General features: G+C 65.2%; 18 protein-coding genes and 1 tRNA gene. 1 reads left to right on the top strand and 18 read right to left on the bottom strand.

All coding sequences use genetic code 11. From position 1 onward, the window contains the following. Positions 1 to 31: 31 nt before the first annotated feature. From F6B93_RS10535 to F6B93_RS10500, 8 genes are all read right to left on the bottom strand, one after another. Positions 32 to 108: transfer RNA gene (locus F6B93_RS10535), tRNA-Pro, on the bottom strand. Positions 109 to 383: 275 nt separating this feature from the next. Further along, positions 384 to 1,775 carry a ribosome biogenesis GTPase Der gene (der, locus tag F6B93_RS10530; protein ID WP_211699050.1) on the bottom strand — a complete coding sequence of 464 codons (1,392 nt, stop codon included), beginning with the start codon at positions 1,773 to 1,775 and terminating at the stop codon, positions 384 to 386. Next, the gene (gene cmk, locus F6B93_RS10525; RefSeq protein ID WP_211699049.1) at positions 1,772 to 2,467 is read right to left on the bottom strand and encodes a (d)CMP kinase; all 696 of its coding nucleotides are present in this window, start codon (positions 2,465 to 2,467) and stop codon (positions 1,772 to 1,774) included. Before cmk ends, der begins: the two co-directional genes overlap by 4 nt. An 82-nt stretch (positions 2,468 to 2,549) precedes the next feature. Beyond that, a complete protein-coding gene (locus F6B93_RS10520; RefSeq protein ID WP_425518519.1) occupies positions 2,550 to 3,311 on the bottom strand; it encodes a pseudouridine synthase in 762 nt (253 codons plus the stop codon). Further along, positions 3,311 to 3,997, bottom strand: coding sequence for an SMC-Scp complex subunit ScpB (scpB, locus tag F6B93_RS10515; RefSeq protein WP_211699399.1), 687 nt, complete (start codon positions 3,995 to 3,997; stop codon positions 3,311 to 3,313). The genes F6B93_RS10520 and scpB overlap by 1 nt, the downstream gene beginning before the upstream one ends. A gap of 158 nt (positions 3,998 to 4,155) precedes the next feature. Continuing rightward, entirely contained in the window at positions 4,156 to 5,025 is an 870-nt protein-coding gene (locus tag F6B93_RS10510) for a segregation/condensation protein A (RefSeq protein ID WP_211699047.1), read from the bottom strand. After that, positions 5,022 to 5,882, bottom strand: coding sequence for a ParA family protein (locus tag F6B93_RS10505; protein ID WP_211699046.1), 861 nt, complete (start codon positions 5,880 to 5,882; stop codon positions 5,022 to 5,024). The genes F6B93_RS10510 and F6B93_RS10505 overlap by 4 nt, the downstream gene beginning before the upstream one ends. A 343-nt stretch (positions 5,883 to 6,225) precedes the next feature. After that, complete coding sequence (locus tag F6B93_RS10500) at positions 6,226 to 7,686, bottom strand: SulP family inorganic anion transporter (RefSeq protein WP_211699045.1); 1,461 nt, start codon at positions 7,684 to 7,686, stop codon at positions 6,226 to 6,228. 277 nt (positions 7,687 to 7,963) lie between these two features. Here F6B93_RS10500 and F6B93_RS10495 point away from each other — a divergent pair, with 277 nt between their 5' ends. Beyond that, on the top strand, positions 7,964 to 8,716 hold the full coding sequence (locus F6B93_RS10495; protein WP_211699044.1) for an O-methyltransferase: 753 nt from the start codon (positions 7,964 to 7,966) through the stop codon (positions 8,714 to 8,716). A 33-nt stretch (positions 8,717 to 8,749) separates the two neighbouring features. Here the strand turns inward: F6B93_RS10495 and xerD are convergent, their stop codons facing one another. The 10 genes from xerD to F6B93_RS10445 form a co-directional block, all read right to left on the bottom strand. Next, on the bottom strand, positions 8,750 to 9,691 hold the full coding sequence (xerD, locus tag F6B93_RS10490) for a site-specific tyrosine recombinase XerD (protein WP_211699043.1): 942 nt from the start codon (positions 9,689 to 9,691) through the stop codon (positions 8,750 to 8,752). Next, the gene (locus F6B93_RS10485) at positions 9,688 to 10,311 is read right to left on the bottom strand and encodes an NUDIX domain-containing protein (RefSeq protein WP_211699042.1); all 624 of its coding nucleotides are present in this window, start codon (positions 10,309 to 10,311) and stop codon (positions 9,688 to 9,690) included. The genes xerD and F6B93_RS10485 overlap by 4 nt, the downstream gene beginning before the upstream one ends. Then, a complete protein-coding gene (gene pyrG, locus F6B93_RS10480; protein ID WP_211699041.1) occupies positions 10,304 to 12,067 on the bottom strand; it encodes a CTP synthase in 1,764 nt (587 codons plus the stop codon). The genes F6B93_RS10485 and pyrG overlap by 8 nt, the downstream gene beginning before the upstream one ends. Positions 12,068 to 12,206: 139 nt before the next feature. Further along, positions 12,207 to 13,151: a copper transporter gene (locus F6B93_RS10475; RefSeq protein WP_211699040.1), complete on the bottom strand. Its 945-nt coding sequence runs from the start codon at positions 13,149 to 13,151 to the stop codon at positions 12,207 to 12,209. 79 nt (positions 13,152 to 13,230) lie between these two features. Continuing rightward, the gene (gene steA / locus F6B93_RS10470; protein ID WP_211699039.1) at positions 13,231 to 14,412 is read right to left on the bottom strand and encodes a putative cytokinetic ring protein SteA; all 1,182 of its coding nucleotides are present in this window, start codon (positions 14,410 to 14,412) and stop codon (positions 13,231 to 13,233) included. A 216-nt stretch (positions 14,413 to 14,628) separates the two neighbouring features. After that, on the bottom strand, positions 14,629 to 16,389 hold the full coding sequence (gene recN / locus F6B93_RS10465; RefSeq protein WP_211699038.1) for a DNA repair protein RecN: 1,761 nt from the start codon (positions 16,387 to 16,389) through the stop codon (positions 14,629 to 14,631). 11 nt (positions 16,390 to 16,400) lie between these two features. Then, a complete protein-coding gene (locus tag F6B93_RS10460) occupies positions 16,401 to 17,336 on the bottom strand; it encodes an NAD kinase (RefSeq protein WP_211699037.1) in 936 nt (311 codons plus the stop codon). Then, complete coding sequence (locus F6B93_RS10455; RefSeq protein WP_211699036.1) at positions 17,333 to 18,220, bottom strand: TlyA family RNA methyltransferase; 888 nt, start codon at positions 18,218 to 18,220, stop codon at positions 17,333 to 17,335. The genes F6B93_RS10460 and F6B93_RS10455 overlap by 4 nt, the downstream gene beginning before the upstream one ends. A gap of 7 nt (positions 18,221 to 18,227) precedes the next feature. Continuing rightward, complete coding sequence (locus tag F6B93_RS10450) at positions 18,228 to 18,416, bottom strand: hypothetical protein (RefSeq protein ID WP_211699035.1); 189 nt, start codon at positions 18,414 to 18,416, stop codon at positions 18,228 to 18,230. Positions 18,417 to 18,439: 23 nt separating this feature from the next. Beyond that, on the bottom strand, positions 18,440 to 19,477 hold the full coding sequence (locus tag F6B93_RS10445; RefSeq protein ID WP_211699034.1) for an HAD-IIA family hydrolase: 1,038 nt from the start codon (positions 19,475 to 19,477) through the stop codon (positions 18,440 to 18,442).

The raw sequence follows: 19,477 nt of genomic DNA, 5'->3' as shown, positions 1-19,477 counted from the left end.
CACCTGTCAACGATGTCCCGAGACACCACATTGGTCGGGCTGACAGGATTTGAACCTGCGACCACTTGACCCCCAGTCAAGTGCGCTACCAAACTGCGCCACAGCCCGGTCGTGCTCGTTGTCGCCGGCGAGGCCACCGGCGGCAGGTCGAAAGCCTACCGCAGATGAACCGCCACACCGCCGACCGCCTACGCCATCGGCGGCCCAGCTTGCCCCGCGCACACAACCCGAGCCCCGAGGTGGCGTACATGGGTTTGACGGCCACCCGTTCACTACAGCTGGTCGAGTGTGCGGCTGGGGCGTTGAGTGTGCGCAAGGGGCGGAAAAGCGGGCTGAATCCCGCCGTAGCGGCACACTCGAATCCCTGAACGCACTCTGAGCGCTCAGCGGCGCTTGGCGCCCCGCTTTTCGCGCACCCGGACGTTGACCCGGATCGGGCTGCCCTCGAATCCGAAGGTCTCACGCAGCCGCCGCTCCAGGAACCGTCGGTAACCCGCTTCCAGAAAACCGGTCGTGAACAGCACAAACGTCGGTGGTCGGGCCGTCGCCTGGGTCGCGAACAGAATCCGGGGCTGCTTGCCGCCACGCACCGGGGGCGGCGTGGCCGCCACCACCTCCTTGAGCCAGGCATTCAGCTGGCCAGTCGCGATCCTGGTGTCCCACGACGCCAGCGCACCCTCCATCGCCGGCACCAGCTTCTGGACCGCCCGCCCCGTCTTCGCAGAAACGTTGACACGCCGCGCCCAGCGCAGCTGCACCAAGTCCCGATCGATCTCACGCTCCAGCAGCTCGCGGCGGTCTTCGTCGACCAAGTCCCACTTGTTGAACGCCAGCACCAGGGCCCGTCCGGACTCGATGACCATCGACAGCACCCGTTGATCCTGCTCGGTCAGCGACTCTGACGCATCGACGAGCACGATCACGACTTCGGCAGCGTCGATGGCCCCGTGCGTGCGCACCGAAGCGTAGAACTCGTGCCCACTGGCCTGACCGACCTTGCGGCGCAGGCCCGCGGTGTCGACGAATCGCCAGAGCTTGCCGCCAAGCTCGATCAGCGAATCGACCGGGTCGACGGTCGTACCGGCAATCTCATGCACGACCGAGCGCTGATCCCCCGCCAGCTTGTTTAGCAGTGAGCTCTTGCCCACATTGGGCTTGCCGACCAGCGCCACGCGCCGCGGACCACCGCCAGCCGACGCCGACTCCGCCACATCCGGCAGCGCCGCCAGTACTTCATCGAGCAGATCGGCCACCCCGCGGCCGTGCATCGCACTGATCGCGTGCGGCTCCCCCAGCCCCAGCGACCACAACGCCGCCGCGTCCGCTTCGGCCTTCTCACTGTCAACCTTGTTGGCGGCCAGGAAGACTGGCTTACCCGATCGCAACAGAATGCGCGCGGCCGCCTCGTCGGCGGTAGTGGCACCGACACCGGCGTCGACGACCAGGATCACCGCGTCCGCGGTGCGCATCGCCACCGCCGCCTGTTCGGCCACCAGTTGCTGCAAGCCTCTGGCGTCTGGCTCCCATCCCCCGGTGTCCTGCACGACGAACCGCCGCCCGGTCCACAACGCCTCGTAGGAAACCCGGTCGCGCGTAACACCGGGAACATCCTGCACCACCGCCTCGCGCCGGCCCAGGATCCGGTTCACCAGCGTCGATTTGCCGACATTGGGCCGGCCGACCACCGCGACGACCGGCGCGGCGCCGGACTCTTCGGCATCGGATTCGACGAGCTCCCAATCGCCTTCGTCGACCCAGGTGCCGTCCTGGCTCACCGCACGGCTCCGCTTCGCTGAGTAACCAACTCCCGCAGGTAGTCAACCACCTCGGCCTCGGTCATGTCGCTGGTGTCAACGACGATCGCATCCGAGGCTGCGCTCAGCGGCGACACCGCACGCGTGGAATCCAGATCGTCACGTCGACGCACTTCAGCGAGCACGGCGTCGTAATCGTCGGCCAGACCCGACGCGACATTCTGGTCGTTGCGCCGCCGCGCACGGGTTTCCGCCGATGCGGTCAGAAAGATCTTCACCGGCGCGTCGGGCAGGACCACCGTACCGATGTCGCGACCTTCCACGACAATGCTGCCCGGACCGGCCGACATGGAACGTTGCAGTGCGACAAGTCGCTCCCGCACCGCGGGAATCGACGACACCGCTGATACCGCCCGGGTGACTTGGTCGCCGCGGATCTCGAACGAAACATCTTCTCCGCCCAGGTGACAACTGCTCTCTTCAGGGTCATAGCCCATTGACAACTGCGCCGTCGACGCGACCGACTCGACCGCTTCGGCATCCGCCGGATCAATGCCAGCGCGCAGCACCGCCAGCGTCACCATCCGATACATCGCCCCGGTATCCAGGTACCGCGCTCCCAACGAACGCGCCAATCCCCGTGATACCGATGACTTTCCGGTGCCCGCCGGTCCGTCTATCGCAACGACGGCATCTCCGCTCGTTCCGCTCACAGCCCGATGGTTCGCTGCACTCCCGTCACTCACTGCGTTCGTTCCGCTCACTCGACTCACGGGCTCGTTCCGATCGTTTCTCTCACAGGCCCACCGCTTTATAGAGTTGCCCGACCTCGTCGAGCCGCAACGCCCGGATACTGCCCGGACGCTGATTACCCAACGACACGGCACCGATGTCGGTGCGCACCAAAGCCTCCACCGGAAACCCCGCAGCCGCCAGAAGCCGGCGGACAATTCGATTGCGCCCCTCGTGCAGGGTCACCCGCACCAGCGTCTTACCGGGGATCGCGTCCACCACGGCGAAATCGTCGACACGAGCTGGCCCGTCATCCAACTCAACCCCGGCCCGAAGCTTCTTGCCCAGCCCGCGCGGCACCGACCCTGCCACCGTCGCCAGATACGTCTTGGGCACCTCATGGGAGGGATGCATCAACCGGTGTGCCAGCTCACCATCGTTGGTCAGCAAGATCAGTCCCTCCGTGTCGGCGTCGAGCCGCCCGACGTGAAACAACTTCTTCGTGCCGCGAACCTTGCGTTCGATCAAGTCGCCAACGCAGGGCCGGCCACGATCATCGGACATGGTGGAATGCACGCCGCGCGGCTTGTTGAGCGCGAGATAGACCAACGAATCGTCGACCACCACCCGCGCCCCGTCCACGCGGATCACCGACACGTCTGGGTCGACCCGAGTGCCCAGCTCGGTCACCAGCTGCCCATCCACCTCCACACGGCCTTCGACGATCAGCTTTTCGGCGGTCCGCCGAGACGCAATCCCGGCCTGGGACAGCACTTTCTGCAAGCGAACGCCCCTGCTCCCCTGCGAATCCTCATGCGCGCCCATCAATCGCGGTCCACATCGAATGACAGGGTTTGGTCGCCGGACTGGCCGCCGGCAAGTTTGATGAAACGCGGCTCAGTGTCCAGGGATTCACTCAGATCATCGATGGAGTCGACGTCTGGCAGCAGCGGCGCGATATCGGGCAGCTCGGACAGTGACGTTAATCCCAAGCGCTCCAGGAACAGTTCAGTGGTGGCAAACGTCGCCGCGCCCGTGTCGGCGTCAGTGCCAACATCGGTGATCAGGCCGCGCGCTAGCAGGGTCCGCATCACGGCGTCCACGTTGACGCCGCGAACCGCACTCACCCTTGCTCGAGTCACGGGCTGGCGATAGGCGACCACGGCGAGCGTTTCCAGCGCGGCACGCGTGAGCTTCGTCCGCGCGCCGTCCAGCAAGAGCTTCTCCACGTAGGGCGCGAACCGTGCCCGCGTATAGAAACGCCAGCCCTCGCCAGTGGATCGCAAGTCGACGCCGCTGTCTCGTTCGGCGAGTTCGTCCGCCATCACCTGCAGCTTCGCGGCAACCCGGTAGACCGGTTGCTCGGTGGCCGCGGCCAGCGCCTCGGCGGTTACTGGGGTGTCCACCACCAGCAGCAGCGCCTCCAGCACCCGCGCGAGCTCATCGGCGTCGAGCTCCACCGGCTCAGCGATCTCAATACCCAGATCGTGATCGGGCTCTGGCTCAGTCAAAAGGCGCCGCTCCTCCTCATCGCTGCGCTCTGCATCGTCGCCGACGCGGTTCAATCGGCGCCGCTCCTCCTCATCGCTGCGCTCTGCATCGTCGCCGACGCGGTTCAATCGGCGCCGCTCCTCCTCATCGCTGCGCTCTGCATCGTCGTCGACGCGGGTCATCGGCGCCGCTCCTCCTCATCGCTGCGCTCTGCATCATCACCGGGAGTGCTCGGCCGTTCCCCGGTCCACGACACTTGGAGCACGCCAAGGGGCTCCGACTGGTCGAATGCTACCGCCCGCGATCGATACAGTTCGAGCAGCGCCAGGAAGCGTCCGACAATCTCGATCGACGCCTGACAATCGGCGACCAGCTCCGAAAATGACGCCCACTGCCCACTGCCCCGCGCTTCCAGCACCGTCAACAAGTATTTGGCCTGCTCCGGAACCGACACCATCAGTTCGTGCAAATGCTCCGTGCCCACCGTCGGCATCGGCCGCGGGGTGAATGCGATCGCGGCGATCTCAGCGAACCGATCGGCGTCGACGCCGAGCATCACCTCGGGAAGCAGGCCGGCAAACTGGTCCTCGAGCGCTACCGCGCGCGGATAGCTGCGCAGCGCACTGGCCTCCAGTTCGGCAAAAATCTCCGCGACGTGCTTGAACGCCCGGTATTGCAGCAGCCGGGCAAACAGCAGGTCTCGAACCTCGAGCAGCGCTAAATCGTCCTCGTCATCGACCTGCCCAGCTGGCAGTAGCCGGGCCGCCTTGAGATCGAGCAACGTCGCCGCGATCACGAGAAAAGCCGTGGTCTCGCCAAGATCCAGCCGCGAACCGATCTCCTTGGTATAGGCGATGAAGTCGTCGGTGACCTGATGCAGCGCCACCTCGGTGACATCGAGACGGTGTGCGAAAATCAGCTGCAACAACAGGTCAAACGGCCCCTCGAAGTTGGTCAGCCGCACCTTGAATCCATCGGCGTAGCCCTCGGCGTCAACATCCGAGCAGCCGTTCTGCGGTGCCGCCTGACCGTTTGCGGTGCCGTTCACACGCCGAATCGGTCGACGAACTCGCGAGCCAAGGCGCGATAGGCCTGGGCGCCAGCCGACTTCGGAGCCCAGGTGGTAATGGGTTCCCCTGCGACGCTGGTCTCCGGGAAACGAACCGTACGGGTGATCACAGTATCGAACACTAGGTCACCGAACCGTTCGACGACGCGGGCCATGACCTCACGGGAGTTGACGGTGCGGGGATCGTAGCGGGTAATCAAGATGCCGCCGATGCTCAGCTTCGGGTTCAGTCGGTCGCGCACCTTGTCGACGGTATCTGTGAGCAACGCCAACCCGCGCAGCGAGAAGAACTCGCACTCCGAGGGGATGACCACGCCATCAGCGCAGGTCAACCCATTGACGGTGAGCAAGCCCAGCGACGGCTGACAGTCGATCAACACGTAGTCATAGCGGTCTAACACCGGATACAGCGCTCGCGCCAGGGTCTGTTCGCGCCCCACCTCGTTGACAAGTTGGATCTCTGCCGCGGACAGGTCGATGTTGCTGGGAACCAAGTCCAAGTTCTTGACCCGACTGTGAATCAGCACATCGTCGATCGATACCCGCGGCTCCACCAGCACGTTGTGGATCGTCTTTTCCAGCTCATAGTGCGGCACGCCGAGGCCCGCGGACAACGCTCCCTGCGGGTCCATGTCCACCAACAGCACCCGCCGGTCGTACTCGGCCAGTGCCGCACCCAGGTTGATGGTCGACGTGGTTTTGCCGACGCCGCCCTTTTGGTTGCACATCGCCACAACCTTCGCCGGGCCGTGCGAGGTGAGTGGCTTCGGGTCAGCGATCTCCCGCGGCGGCCGTCCGGTCAGGCCGACCGCGATGCCGCTGTCGGGGTGGTTCATGCCCGGTCGCGGCCTATCGTGGCGGGCATCAGGAGGGACATCGCAGGAAAGTCTAACGGCTCAGCGCGCCTGAGCTAGGCGACCCGCAGGCAAATCAACCAGCCAATACCCGCTGCACCAGGCCGCCGGTGAACCGACCCGTCCCAGCAACCCCCGAGAGCCAGCACGTGCCGTTCGCCGCAAGTCGAATGCCGGGTCAGCCCACCTCGCTTTGCTCCTCGGACCCGCGGCCGGGCACCCCGACGCCCTCGCGACGGGCGCCGGCGCGTTCCGAAACACAGCGAATGCTCTTGCTATGCAACATAATTGCGGTCCGTCGGCAATCCTGTGTCCGCTGCGCAGATCAGCCCGATTCGACGATGGTTTTCAGCTTGTCCCGCTGCTGTTGGTCCGCTAACGCGACGAGTTGGTCCTCAATACGCGGTGGGATCTGCCTGAGGGATACCTCGATACCGTCCATCTCGGAGTGGTCAATGAAATACAGGAGGGCCTGGGCACCGGAAGTATCCAGGTAGGTGACCTTCTCCAGGTCGAGAGTTACATGGGTGCGGCCATCACGTAGCGGGGTGAACACGCTATAGGCCGACAGGAACGACAAGGGACCATCGATGCGGTAAGTGCCGGCTTCGTCTTGGGTGACATGCGCCCTGCCGCGCCGGGATCGGAACGCATGAATGACCAGCGAGAGGGCGATTCCTGCCCCCACCGCGACGATGAGGTCCACCAGGACCGTGACGATCATCGTCGTGAACATCACGGCGACGTCGCCCTTGGGCGACACGTGTGCTTTGCGCATGGCCTTCCAGTCGAAAAGGCCCAAAGCGGTCAGTATCAGGATGCCTGACAGCACCGCGAGCGGGATGTACTGCACCACGACACCGAGGCCCACGACAAAGATGAAGAGAACGACACTGTGGGTTGCCGCCGACAGCGGGGTGCGGCCACCGCTTCGGATGTTCACCACGGATCGGACAGTCGAGCCGGCGGCGGCCAGACCACCGAAGAGTCCGGCGGCCATGTTTCCAATCCCCTGGCCAATCAGTTCCTTGTTGCTGCGATGCCGACCGCCGGTGATGCTGTCCATCACGACCGAGGTGAGCAGCGAGTCGATCGAGCCCAACAGCGCAATGGCCAGCGATGAGGTCAGAAGTTGCAGAAACAGCGAACCGCTGAGCTCCGGGAAATGTAGCGACGGCATGGCTTCTGGAATCTTGCCGATGTACTCGACCGTCCTGTTGATGACGACCGACCCAATACGCAGATCCTCCAGCAATGATCCGACCACTGGCAATAGCGAGGTGACGATAATCAGGACGATGAGGCTCGCCGGAATCGATTTGATCAGCCTGCCGGACAGCAACAGCAACAGGATGGACACCGCCACCAGCAGGAAGCTCAGGCGCACTTGTTTCAGTTGGGTCATGAGGATGATGAGCGCAATGCCTCCCATGAATCCGGAGATCACAGGGTGCGGGATGTAGCGGATGAGCGAACCGAGTCGGCAGACCCCGAACAGGACTTGAAACGCGCCGGCCATCATGAACGAGAAGAACGCGGCTTCGAGTCCGTGCGCAGCAATGATGGCCGTTGCGACCACAGTGATGGGGCCGGTAATGCCGGTGACCTGTCCGGGTGCACCGCCGAACACCGCCGCGAAAAAACCGCCGAAGATGGCGCCGTACAGTCCGACAAGCGCACCCTCGGATGTGCCGGTCGCTACGATGCCGAAGCCCATCGCCAAGGGCAGCGAAACGATCGCGACAGTCAAGCCGGACAAGAGTTCTCGAGCGATTCGCTTTAGCATCAGGCAAGCACCTTCTAGCCATACGAAGACGAACCCGACTCGCTGCGAGCCGGGCGCCGACCAGACTTTCCGGCACTCCTCCTGTAAACATGCCGTACAGAACCAGAACAGGCAAGTACCCACGCAAAGTGTCCGACGGATCCGGAGGCTCGCGCGTACTCAGCCAGCCTCGCTCGTCAACTCAGGAGCACAGCACCTCAGCGACTTCGCCTGGTCAACAACGTTTCCGTTCGCACGGTGATGTTGACACCTGGCACTGGTACGTATGCTGGATCCGATGAGCCTCAAAACGCGATTGACCCCGTTGCGGTGGTCGGTCCTACGCATGGCACCCGGCTTCCGCAAACTCTTGACAACCGGCCAGGTCGGAGACGGACGCGAAGCGGCCGTCGTCGACTACGTGCTTGCGCATGCGCGAGCTGGCGACGTCGACGACGTGCTGGCCACCATCGACAAATTCGCCTACGAGAAGTCGATGCTCATCAACGTCGGCGACGAAAAGGGCAAGCTGCTCGACGCCGCGGTCCGGCGCGCAACACCAGCACTGGCACTCGAGCTGGGCACCTACTGCGGCTACGGAGCGCTACGCATCGCGCGCGCCGCCCCGACCGCCAAGGTGTACTCCATCGAACTCTCCGATGCCAACGCGACCAATGCCCGCCGAATCTGGGCGCACGCCGGCGTTGACGACCGAGTGACATGCGTGGTGGGCACCATCGACGACGGCGGGCGCACCCTGAACGCACTGGCCAAAGAACACGGATTCGCCAGCGAGAACCTTGATTTCGTGTTCCTCGACCATGACAAGCGGGTCTACCTGACCGACCTGCAGAGCATCCTCGACCAGGGCTGGCTGCACCCGGGCTCCATTGTGGTGGCCGACAACGTGAAGATACCGGGCGCGCCGAAATATCGCGCCTACATGCGCGAGCAGCAAGGCAAGCGGTGGAACACCACCGAGCACCGGACGCACCTCGAATACCAAACACTGGTGCCTGACCTGGTGCTGGAATCGGAGTACCTGGGCTGAAACGCCCCGCGGCACGCATCGTCGCCGAGTGGGCTACTGCGCGCGTGGATGGGCTCCGGCCCACACCTCGCGCAACGCGTGAACGGTGACGAGAGTATAGATCTGCGTCGTGGTTACCGAGGCGTGGCCGAGTAGTTCCTGGACAACCCGGACGTCGGCTCCCCCTTCGAGCAGGTGCGTGGCGAAAGAATGCCGCAACATGTGCGGCGATACCCCAGAGGTGATACCGGCACGCTCGGCGGCATCCTGCAGGACCTGCCACGCGCTCTGCCGCGACAACCGACCACCGCGCGCATTGAGAAAGATCGCCGGCGTTCCTCGGCCACGGCGAGCCAAGTCCGGGCGCCCCCGCACCAGATAGGCGTCGAGCGCCGCCACGGCGGGCCGTCCCATCGGGACCAGACGCTGCTTTCCGCCCTTGCCACGCAGCAGCACCGACCTGGCGTGGGTGTCGATATCGTCGACGTCGAGCCCGACGGCCTCGGAGATCCGCGACCCTGTTGAGTACAACAGCTCCAACAGCGCGCGATTGCGCAGCGTCAACGGGCCGTCGGCCGGGTTGTCGCCACCGGCGCCCTCGAGAAGGGCCAGCACCTCGTCGATCGTCAGGCTCTTGGGCAATCGACGACCTGGTGTCGGCGGCCGCACCGTTCGCGCCACGTCCAGATCGGCCAGCCCTTCGGCCGCTGCGAACCGATGCAGGCCCCGCACCGCAATCAGCGCTCGCGCCGCCGACACCGCGGACAACGCCGCCGCGCCGGAGTCGGGGTCCCCGCGCCGCAGTGCCACCAGGAAGTCGCTGACGTCGTCCTCGCCGACCTTGGCAAGATCGTTGATCCCGCGCTCCGACAAGTGCTGCGAGTAGCGGCGCAGGTCGCGCCGATAGGAACTCAATGTGTTCGCGGCAACCCCGCGCTCGATCGTGAGGTGCTCGAGGTAGCCCTGCAACTGTGTCTGTAGCGCGGGTGCGGTCACCGAGCGGCCTTCCGCGCCGCGAACGCCGTCGGTCGGTCGAGCCACGCGCTGTCCAGCGGGCGCGATTCGGCGAAGCCGGTCGTCACCGAGTACGCGGCCAAGATACCGGCGATGGCAATGGAATTGACGATCTCGCCGCGCAACACCTGGCGGGCGGCCTCCGCGATGGGAAACCAGCGCATCGTCATGTCCGCTTCCTCGTGATGAGCCTCGGGTCGGGCTACCTCGCTGAGTCCGGTAGCCAGAAAGACCCGCACCGATTCGTCGCTGAACCCGGGTGCGGAATTCAGATCGACAAGCACCCGCCAGGTGCTGGCCTGCAACCCAGCCTCCTCCTGCAGCTCGCGGACGGCGGTGCGCTGCGGTGGTTCGCCAGCGACGTCGAGCAGCCCAGCGGGCAATTCCCAGAGCCGTCGACCGAATGCGTGACGGTACTGATAGACCAGCGGGATGCGGTCATTGGCGTCGAGCGCCACAATCGCCACCGCGCCGTAGTGCTCGGCGACCTCGCGGACCGCGATGTCGCCGCCCGGCATCCGCACCCGATCGCTGCGCAGCGCGAAAATGTTGCCAGAGTGCAAGGTTTCGGACGATGTCGTCTCGAAGACGTGTTCAGCCACGGACGGCGGGCTCGGGAAGCGGCTGGCCGACACTTTCCCGATGCTGGCTACCGTTGGGGGCTTGCTGGTCGGGGATTTCGGGAATCTCGACAGGCAGCAACTCGCCAGCCTTGTAGTCGATAGCAGCCCCGACAAATGCGACGAACAGCGGATGCGGGCGAGTGGGTCGGCTCTTCAACTCGGGGTGGGCCTGCGTGCCGACCACGAAGGGATGCTGCTCTGGCGGGTATTCCACGAACTCCACCAGACTCCCGTCGGGTGAAGTTCCAGAGATTCGCAGACCGCTTTCGGCGATCCGATCGCGGTAAGCGTTGTTGACCTCGTACCGGTGCCGATGCCGCTCAGAAACCTGTGTCGCCTGATAGGCCTGGGCCACAATGGAATTTGGTTCCAACACAGCGGGATAGGCGCCTAGACGCATGGTGCCGCCAAGATCGGCTTCGCCGGCCACGATGTCTTCTTGATCAGCCATCGTGGAGATGACAGGATCCGTTGTCTCGGGATCAAACTCGGCCGAGTTCGCGTCGGTGAGGCCGACTGAGCGGGCCGCCTCGATCACAATGCACTGCAAGCCGAGGCATAGCCCGAATACCGGTAACCCCCGCGCCCTCGCATATCGGATCGCGCCGATCTTGCCTTCGATGCCCCGGATACCGAACCCGCCCGGAATCAGCACACCATGAACGTCTTCCAACGCCGCCGCCGCACCACTGGGCGTCTCGCAATCATCGGACGCCACCCAACTAACCTCGACCTTTGCGCGGTGCTTGAAACCGCCGGCGCGCAACGCTTCGGCGACCGACAGGTACGCATCGGAAAGTTCAATATACTTGCCCACCAGAGCAATTCGCACTGTCTCATGTGGTTCGTGGACCCGGCGGAGTAGATCGTCCCACTCGGTCCAGTCCACGTCACGGAACGGCAGGTTCAAGCGACGAACCACGAACGCGTCGAGCTCCTCGCGATGCAACACCTTGGGAATGTCGTAGATCGACGGTGCGTCCGGAGTGGAGATGACGCCATCGATGTCGACGTCGCACATCAGGGCGATCTTGTTCTTCAGCGATTCAGGGACGTCGCGGTCGCACCGCAGGATCAGCGCGTCCGGGCTGATACCGATGCTGCGCAGCGCCGCGACCGAGTGCTGCGTCGGCTTGGTCTTGAGTTCACCCGACGGCGCGAGGTAGGGGACCAGCGACACATGCAGAAAGAACACGTCCTCCCGGCCGAGATAGTGCCGGACCTGCCGCGCCGCCTCCAGAAATGGCTGTGACTCGATGTCGCCCACGGTGCCGCCGATTTCGGTGATGACCACGTCTGGGCGGTGGCCGGCGTCGTCCGGCTCGGCCATTGCCAGGATCCGCCGCTTGATCTCATCGGTGATATGCGGGATCACCTGCACCGTGCCACCGAGATACTCACCGCGGCGTTCCTTGGCAATGACGGTCGAATACACCTGTCCGGTAGTGACATTCGCCGAGCCAGTCAGATTGCGATCAAGGAACCGCTCGTAGTGGCCCACGTCGAGGTCGGTCTCCGCCCCGTCGTCTGTCACGAAGACCTCGCCGTGTTGGAACGGGTTCATGGTTCCCGGGTCGACGTTGAGATACGGGTCGAGCTTCTGCATGGTGACGTGCAACCCGCGGGCGGTCAATAGCTGCCCGAGACTGCTGGCGGTGAGCCCTTTGCCTAGCGAGGAAGCGACTCCACCGCTGACGAAGAGGTGCTTGGTGGTGGTATGCGGGTGCCTACGCACTAAAGCGACCTCCGTGAAGACGGGCAGGGCGTGAACGTTTTTAGCCTGTACTAGCTCTGGGCCTGCCGACCCACGGAAACCCACCCTAACATCCGCGACGTCCTACCGCCGGGAACACGCCCGCCAGGAGAAAAGACCGCTAATGCGCGACGGTGACCGATGCGGCGCCGGGGCCGATGCCGTAGTGCCCCGGTTGGCCGCCGTTGATGAGATCGTGCAGACCCAGGATCACCGTGATCCGCCCGGGCTCGGCATCGACGTCATCCACGGTGCTGATCGTGGCCGCCATGTCGGCATTGGCCCGGGCCACCGCGACGGCCGCGTTTCCGGTCGCCGAACCGTCGCGGCCGGCCAGCACGGTGCCCGACCCATGCGATGCCAAGGCAGCGGCGAACCGCGCCACGCTGGCCCCCTCGTTGCCGGCATTCTCCGGGAGCGCACCCCCGGTGATGACCACCGCAGCGTCCGCGGCTGCGAGGTGGTCGTCTGGCTGGTAGGTGATGAAACCGGTTTCACGTAGCGCCGCCAGCACGGTGTCGCGCTGAACGTCATCAACGGTTGGCGCGTCCGGGTTGGCGTTGATCAGCAACGCGATGCCGAGTAGGTCGCCAGCTTGGGAGCCTTGGTCGACACGTTTGGTGCTCAACTGCGTACCGGCCGGCAGGATCGCCGAATTCACCACCGAACGCAACTTCTCCGCGGAGTTGGCGTCGACGAACTCCTGGGTCAGCCGCAGTGTTGCGGTGACCGCGCCACCGGCATCCCCGACGATCTTCGACACCGCGGCGACGTCGTCGTCCTTGGCATCCGGAGTGCGGAAAACAACGACTGACTTGCCGCCCAGCGCGTCGTGCACTATCCGGCCGACGACCTGGCTGTCGAAGTTGTTTGCCGCATTGAGTTTCTCGTTGAGCGCATTCCGTTGCTGGTCAAGTTCTGAAATCTGGGTGGCCAGGTCGCGCTTCTCGTCACGCAAACCGGACACCACCGTGTCGGAGAAAAAGCCCGATCCCAGGACAACGCCCACCGCCAGCGCCAGAAAAACTGCCGCCAGCGAGATCGCGTGTTGACGCATCGAGATCATGAGAGCACCGTCCTTCGAATAGCTCGTGGTGATCGCAAGCGCGGCGGGACCGGGCGCAGCGCGTCGCCAGTCATCGAACCTATGTGACCAAGTGCTGCACCCACAGAGAAAAGCGGTTCCAGTAGTTGACGAACCAATCCAGGACCACGTCGTCGGTGCGCGAGACCCACAACGCCACGATGATCGCGACCAACATGGTGAGGACCAGCAAAGCGATGGCGCTGCCGGAGATGTGACTGCGGTACAGGGTGGCGACCGCCTTGGCGTCGGCCAGCTTCTCCCCTACCCGGAGTCTGGTGAGAAAGGTTGACGGGTTGCTTTGCACGCGTGTGCGGTCGAAGAAGGTTTCGATGTTGGCGGTGTGTCCGGCCGTGACCAGCAGCGCCGCGCCGTGGTGGTCGCACAACAGCAGGGCCAGATCCACCGCCGAACCCGCGGCCGGGAACGTCATCGCGCCGACGCCGAGATCCTGGATGCGTTCCAGGCCCGGTGCGTGACCGTCGGCGTCGGCGGGCAACACCACCTGGGCACCACACTTGAGGACGTCGGTGCTGACCTGCTCGGGGTCGCCGACGATGAGTTGCGGGCGATGACCTGCCTTGCGCAACACGTCCGCGCCGCTGTTCACTCCGACCAGTATCGGTTGGTACTCCTTGATGAACGGCTTAAGCGACTTCAGGTCATCGGCTGCGCTGGGTTCGTCGGCGACGATCACGACGTGACGGCGCCGCAGGTCGATGTCGATGTCGGGGATACCGATGCCGTCGATCAGCAACGGGCTTTCACTGCGAATGAACTCGATCGTATTGCCGGCGAAAGCCTCCAGGTGGGCTGCCAGTCCGCTCTTCGCCTCTCGCATCAACTCGGCGATGTCATGGTCGCTGCGCTCGGTGCCGCAGATCAGCCGGCGGTCGCCGGAGTACACCCCGCCCTCGTGGAGACGAACCTTGGCGCCATCTTTGATCTTTTTGAAAACCTCAGGCCCGGTCTCGTCGATCAGGGTGACACCGTTGGTGACCAGGACCTCCGGGCCCAGGTTGGGATAGCGGCCGGACACGGACGGGGACGCGTTGACGACGGCGGCGATGTCGGCTTCCACCAGGGCATCCGCGGTGATGCGATCCAGATCCAGAACATCGAGGACGACGATGTCACCGGGACACGCCCTACGCAGCAGTCGGTCGATATTGCGGTCGACCCGCGCGGTGCCGACGAGACCCGGCCGGGAGGTGTTCCGGGACAAGAGCGCTGTCATCCTCATGGGGGCGATTCTGTCGCTGAAGCGCGGCTCGGGCCGGGAGGCGCGCCGTAACATTGGCCCCATAAGTTATATGACGCCACTCCCGTCACACCCGCTGGAGCGCGGGTGACGGCGCGGTCGCCCGGCCGAGCCACCGTGATCGAGCAAACATCGCTGGCCGCCAGCTGCACGGCGCCGCACTACCGGCCGCACTACCGGAGGAAGGCGCGCCCGCACTCAGTCGAGCCGGTCACTTCGCGCCGCGTCGAGCAGTTCACGCGCGTGCGCGCGGCCACTGTCGGAGTCCCCAAGCCCAGCCAACATCCGGGCCAGCTCCGCCACCCGATCGTCGTGGGTCAGGCACCGTACCCCGCTTGCACCGTCGCTTTCGCTGCTATGCACCACCAGGTGCACCTCGGCGTAGGCCGCGACCTGGGGCAGATGGGTGACCACGATGACTTGGTGAGTGCGGGCCAGCCGCGCCAGCCGCCGTCCGATCTGTACCGCCGCCCAGCCGCCGACACCGGCGTCGACCTCGTCGAACACCATCGTGGTGCCGATCCCGTGCTTCCGCGAAGTCGCCAATACCACTTCCAGGGCAAGCATCACCCGGGACAACTCGCCCCCGGACGCGCTCTTGGCCAGCGGCAGCACCGTCATCCCGCGATGTGCGGCGAATCCGAACTCGATCGCGTCGATGCCATCCCCACCGGCGCGGACCAGCTCGCCAGATTCCAGCTTGAGAGCCGCCGAGTCCTCGTCGTCGGCCAGGTCGGAGGTCACGCCGATGGTGAATTCGGCATCGGCCATCGCTAGAGCAGCCAGCTCGGCGGTGACCTCTTTGGCCAGTCGCTTGGCTGCCTTACGCCGAGTCCTGCTGAGATCGACTGCGGATTGCGATAATTCGCGCGCAAGCTGATCAACGCGGAGCTCCAGCGCAGCCAACCCTTCTTCTGACACGTCGAGTTGGGCCAGCCGATCGCGGGAGTCCTGTGCCCACTGCAGCACGCCATCGATATCGGCGGCGTACTTGCGGGTCAGCGTCCGCAGCTGGGCTTGGCGAGCCAGCTTGGCGTCGAGCGCACTGGCATCGGCTGGCAGCGCATCCAGGTAATCGCCAAGCTCGCCGACGGCATCGACCACCACCGTCAGCGCCTCGCCAATCTGCGTGGCCAGTGCCCGAAGCGCAGTATCGTCGGTCGCTTCCAGCGCCGCCCTTGCCCGGCCGAGGCTGTCCGCGGCGCTCAGACCGAACTCCGCTTCGTGCGTCTCCGACAATGCGGCGCGCGCGGTCGCCGCGGCCTCGCGCAGTGTGTCCAGTTCCGAGAGCTGGACGATGTCGGCGACCAGCGCCTCGTCCTCTCCTGGCTGCGGGTCGATAGTGTCGATCTCGTTGAGCGCGAATTGCACCCGGTCTGCCTCCTGCGCAAGTTCCCGGGCCCGGCTACGGCGGTCGGTGAGGTCACGTCGTGCCGACAGCCACGCGTCACGCAGTTTGCGATAGCGCTCGCAGGCTGCGCCGGCTGCTGCATATCGGTCTAACGCGCCACGTTGCTCATCGGGGCGCATCAACCGCAACTGGTCGTTCTGCCCATGCAGGGTCAGCAGCTCGGTGGTGAAGCTACCCAGGGATTTGGCCGGCACGCTCCGCCCGCCAAGGTAGGCCCGCGACGGTCCGTCGCGACTCACCGAGCGCAACGCGATCACGCTGCCGTCCTCGTCACGCTCGGCCCCCGACGAATCGAGAATCTCATCGAGGGTGGCGGCTACGGCGTCGTCGAGATCGGTTGTGGTGAAACGGCCTTCAACAACGGCGCGCTCCGCCCCGGAGCGGATCCGGGTCGCGTCGGCCCTACCGCCACCTAGTAAGTGCAACCCGGTGACCACCATGGTCTTACCGGTGCCCGTCTCGCCGGTCAACACGGTCAAGCCGCGATCAAACTCTGCCGTCGCGACCCTGATGGCACCGAGCGACTCGATCCGTATTTCCGATAGCACGGAGTGCGCCGCTACTTCCCGCGCCAACCGGCGACCGGCAACCGGAACTTGCTCACCAGGCGGTCGGTGAACGGCGCGCTGTCCAGCCGCGCCCATTTCACCGGGGTGGCACATCTGGTGACCTCGAGTCGGCTGCCGGCCGGGGTGGGTATTTCGCGACGCCCGTCGCAGAACACGAGGGCGTCATGACCGTCAGCCTCTATCTCGATGGCAACCGTGGCATCCGGACTGGTGACCATGGGTCGGCCGAACAGCGCGTGAGCGTTGTTGGGTACCACCAGGATCGCTTCGAGGTCGGGCCACAGCACCGGGCCACCCGCGGAGAACGCGTACGCGGTGGATCCGGTCGGTGTCGATACCAATACCCCGTCGCAGCCGAACGTCGACACCGGTCGTCCGTCGACCTCGACGACCACCCCGAGAACACCCAACCGCGGGCCCTTTTCCAAACTGACTTCGTTGAGCGCCCAACCGTGGTCAATGATGCGGCCGCATTGACGCAGCACCACATCGAGGGTGAGGCGGTCCTCCACCCGATAGTCCCGTGCGACAACGTGCTCGAGCACCGTGTCGATGGCCTCGGCTTCGGCCTCGGCCAGAAAGCCGATCCGGCCAAGGTTGACGCCCAGCACCGGAATGCTGGCGTTGCGAGCCAGCTCGGCCGCTCGCAAGAAGGTGCCGTCGCCACCGAGAACCAGCACCAGCTCGCAGCCTTCGGCAGCCTGCGGGTCCGCGTCGACGACCGCGATCTGAACACCCATGGCGCGCATGTCGTCGGGGGCTAGGTGCAACGATCCCCGGTCCACTGCTTCCGCGGACAGCATCCGAAGCGCAATTCCGTTGTCACCCAGAACTTTCTCGACGCGCCGTGCCGTCTCCGTGGCTTCATCGCGCCCGGTATGGACGACCAGCAGCACTGTGCGTTGAGCGCTCGGTTGCGACGTCACTGCGAGCCTCGCTGTGATTGCCCTGCTCTCCCCCGCAAGCCGGTGGTGCACCCGGCCCGGCCGGTCCCGGCTCGCATCGCTGCCGGGGGGCTCATTGCCCGCTGCACCGCATCCACCAACCCTTCAGCCGACAGTGCCCGCTCAGTCCGGGCACGCAGCCATAGGAAGTATTCGACATTACCCGCTGGGCCAGGCAGCGGGCTGGCCGCGACCCCGAGGCTGTGCCAGCCGAGTTCCCCCGCACGTCGTGCGACGGCGAGTACCGCGCCTGCCCGCAACTGCGGGTCGTGAACCACTCCGCCAGGGCCAACCTGGCCTTTCCCCACCTCAAATTGTGGCTTCACCATTGGAACGATATCCGCGCTCGGCGAAGCGCATCCAATCAGAGCGGGCAACACAGTCGCCAACGAGATGAACGACAGGTCGGCCACGACCAGGTCTACGCGGCCGCCGATCGCTTCGGGCGACAGGTCGCGTGCGTTGGTCCGCTCGACGACCACCACTCGGGAATCATTACGCAGCGACCATGCGAGCTGGCCATACCCGACATCGACGGCTACCACCTCGGTAGCGCCCCGGTCCAACAGGACTTCGGTGAACCCACCGGTGGATGCACCGGCGTCGAGGCAGCGCCGACCCACCACCGAAAGCCCGAACGTGTCCAGCGCTCCAAGAAGTTTGTGCGCGCCGCGCGACACCCAGGCGCGTTCGCCGTCGGCTGCGACGGTCAGGTTCGCCGTGGTCGAAACGGCGGTGGCCGGTTTGACGGCGGGTAGGCCGTCGATGAACACCTTGCCGGCACCGATCAGCTCCGCGGCTTGTTGGCGGGAGCGGGCAAGGCCGCGTCGCACCAACTCAGCGTCGACGCGGGCACGCCGGGCCACGGAGCACTCAGCCCTTCTCCGCCGACTCCAGGGCAGTCAACAACACGTCGTGTGCCTCCGATAGACGGCGTGCGATGTCTTCGAGCTCGGCAAGAGACGGCCCATTTTCGGTGTCGGCAGAAAAATCTGCGGGATCGGGCAGCTGAGAAACGAGTGCTTCGATTTCAGCGCGAATCTGTTCAGGATCAATAGTCATTGCGTTCCTACGCTAGTCACCGGCTAGTCGCCACGCATCAGCGACCAGCGGTTTAGTGCCGCGCCGGCCCGCTCGTCGGCCGGCTCGATGCGCAAGGGCTCCCCTTGAAGATCCGAGGACGACATCTTCCACACCGCGCTTGCGACGGCCCGCACGATCGACAATCCATCGTCTGCCACAGCGACGGCGTCGTGGTCGCTGTTGTGGCGGACCGTTACCGCATTGCCGCGCACGTCGACCTGCCAGCTGGGCTGTGGCGCTACTTCGAGCACCTTCCCGGTCTTGTGCAAAGAGCGCAGGTCATGGCCAATGTACGTCGGCCGGTGCGCCGGGTCGGCGTATACCGCGTCCCGCGCGCCATTGACCCCGGTCAGCACCATCAGGCTGGGCAGCCCCGCGGCATTGGCGCCCTCGATGTCGGTGTCCAGACGGTCACCGACCACCAACGGAGCGCGGAAATCGCCCCGAGAGATCGCATCGGTCATCAATGTGGGCGCGGGCTTGCCCGCCACTTGCGGGTCGACACCGGTCGCCGCCCGCAACGCCGCCACCATGGACCCATTGCCGGGCAGCAAGCCGCGCTCGGTGGGCAACGTGGGGTCGACATTGGCCGCCACCCACAGCGCACCCGCCCGAATGGCCAACGCGGCCTCGGCGAGCTCCGACCAACCGATGGTCATCGATAGGCCCTGGACAACCGCGTCGGGGAGATCGTCAAAACGCTGCACCGGGCAGAGCCCGACTGCGGCGATCTCGTTGGCCAACGCCTCGGTGCCGACAATGAGCACCTTGGAGTCGGGTGGCAACTGGCTGGCCAGCAGGTGGGCGGCACTTTGGGCGCTGGTGACGACGTCGTCGCCGACGATGCTGAAGCCGAGCTCGCTGAGGTGCGCGGCGACCTCGTCGGCGCTGCGGGATGCGTTGTTGGTGACGAAGAGCTTGCGGCTGCGGATGGCGTCGAGCGACTCAACGGCGCCTTCGGTGGGCTCACGGCCGCGGAACACCGTCCCGTCCAAGTCGATCAGCAGGCAGTCATAGTCCTGCGCAATGCTGTGCCCCAT

The sequence above is a fragment of the Mycobacterium spongiae genome, from assembly GCF_018278905.1.
GTDB lineage: Bacteria > Actinomycetota > Actinomycetes > Mycobacteriales > Mycobacteriaceae > Mycobacterium > Mycobacterium spongiae.
The sequence above is the reverse complement of the archived record's forward strand: the minus strand, read 5'-3'. Positions and strand labels throughout refer to the sequence as shown.

Bases quoted from the DNA above. Each gene is read 5' to 3' on its own strand.
- F6B93_RS10520 (WP_425518519.1), bottom strand. From the start codon at position 3,311: ATGGGCGCGCATGAGGATTCGCAGGGGAGCAGGGGCGTTCGCTTGCAG.
- F6B93_RS10505 (WP_211699046.1), bottom strand. From the start codon at position 5,882: ATGAACCACCCCGACAGCGGCATCGCGGTCGGCCTGACCGGACGGCCG.
- F6B93_RS10500 (WP_211699045.1), bottom strand. From the start codon at position 7,686: ATGCTAAAGCGAATCGCTCGAGAACTCTTGTCCGGCTTGACTGTCGCG.
- F6B93_RS10495 (WP_211699044.1), top strand. From the start codon at position 7,964: ATGAGCCTCAAAACGCGATTGACCCCGTTGCGGTGGTCGGTCCTACGC.
- F6B93_RS10475 (WP_211699040.1), bottom strand. From the start codon at position 13,151: ATGATCTCGATGCGTCAACACGCGATCTCGCTGGCGGCAGTTTTTCTG.
- steA (WP_211699039.1), bottom strand. From the start codon at position 14,412: ATGAGGATGACAGCGCTCTTGTCCCGGAACACCTCCCGGCCGGGTCTC.
- F6B93_RS10450 (WP_211699035.1), bottom strand. From the start codon at position 18,416: ATGACTATTGATCCTGAACAGATTCGCGCTGAAATCGAAGCACTCGTT.
- F6B93_RS10445 (WP_211699034.1), bottom strand. From the start codon at position 19,477: ATGGGGCACAGCATTGCGCAGGACTATGACTGCCTGCTGATCGACTTG.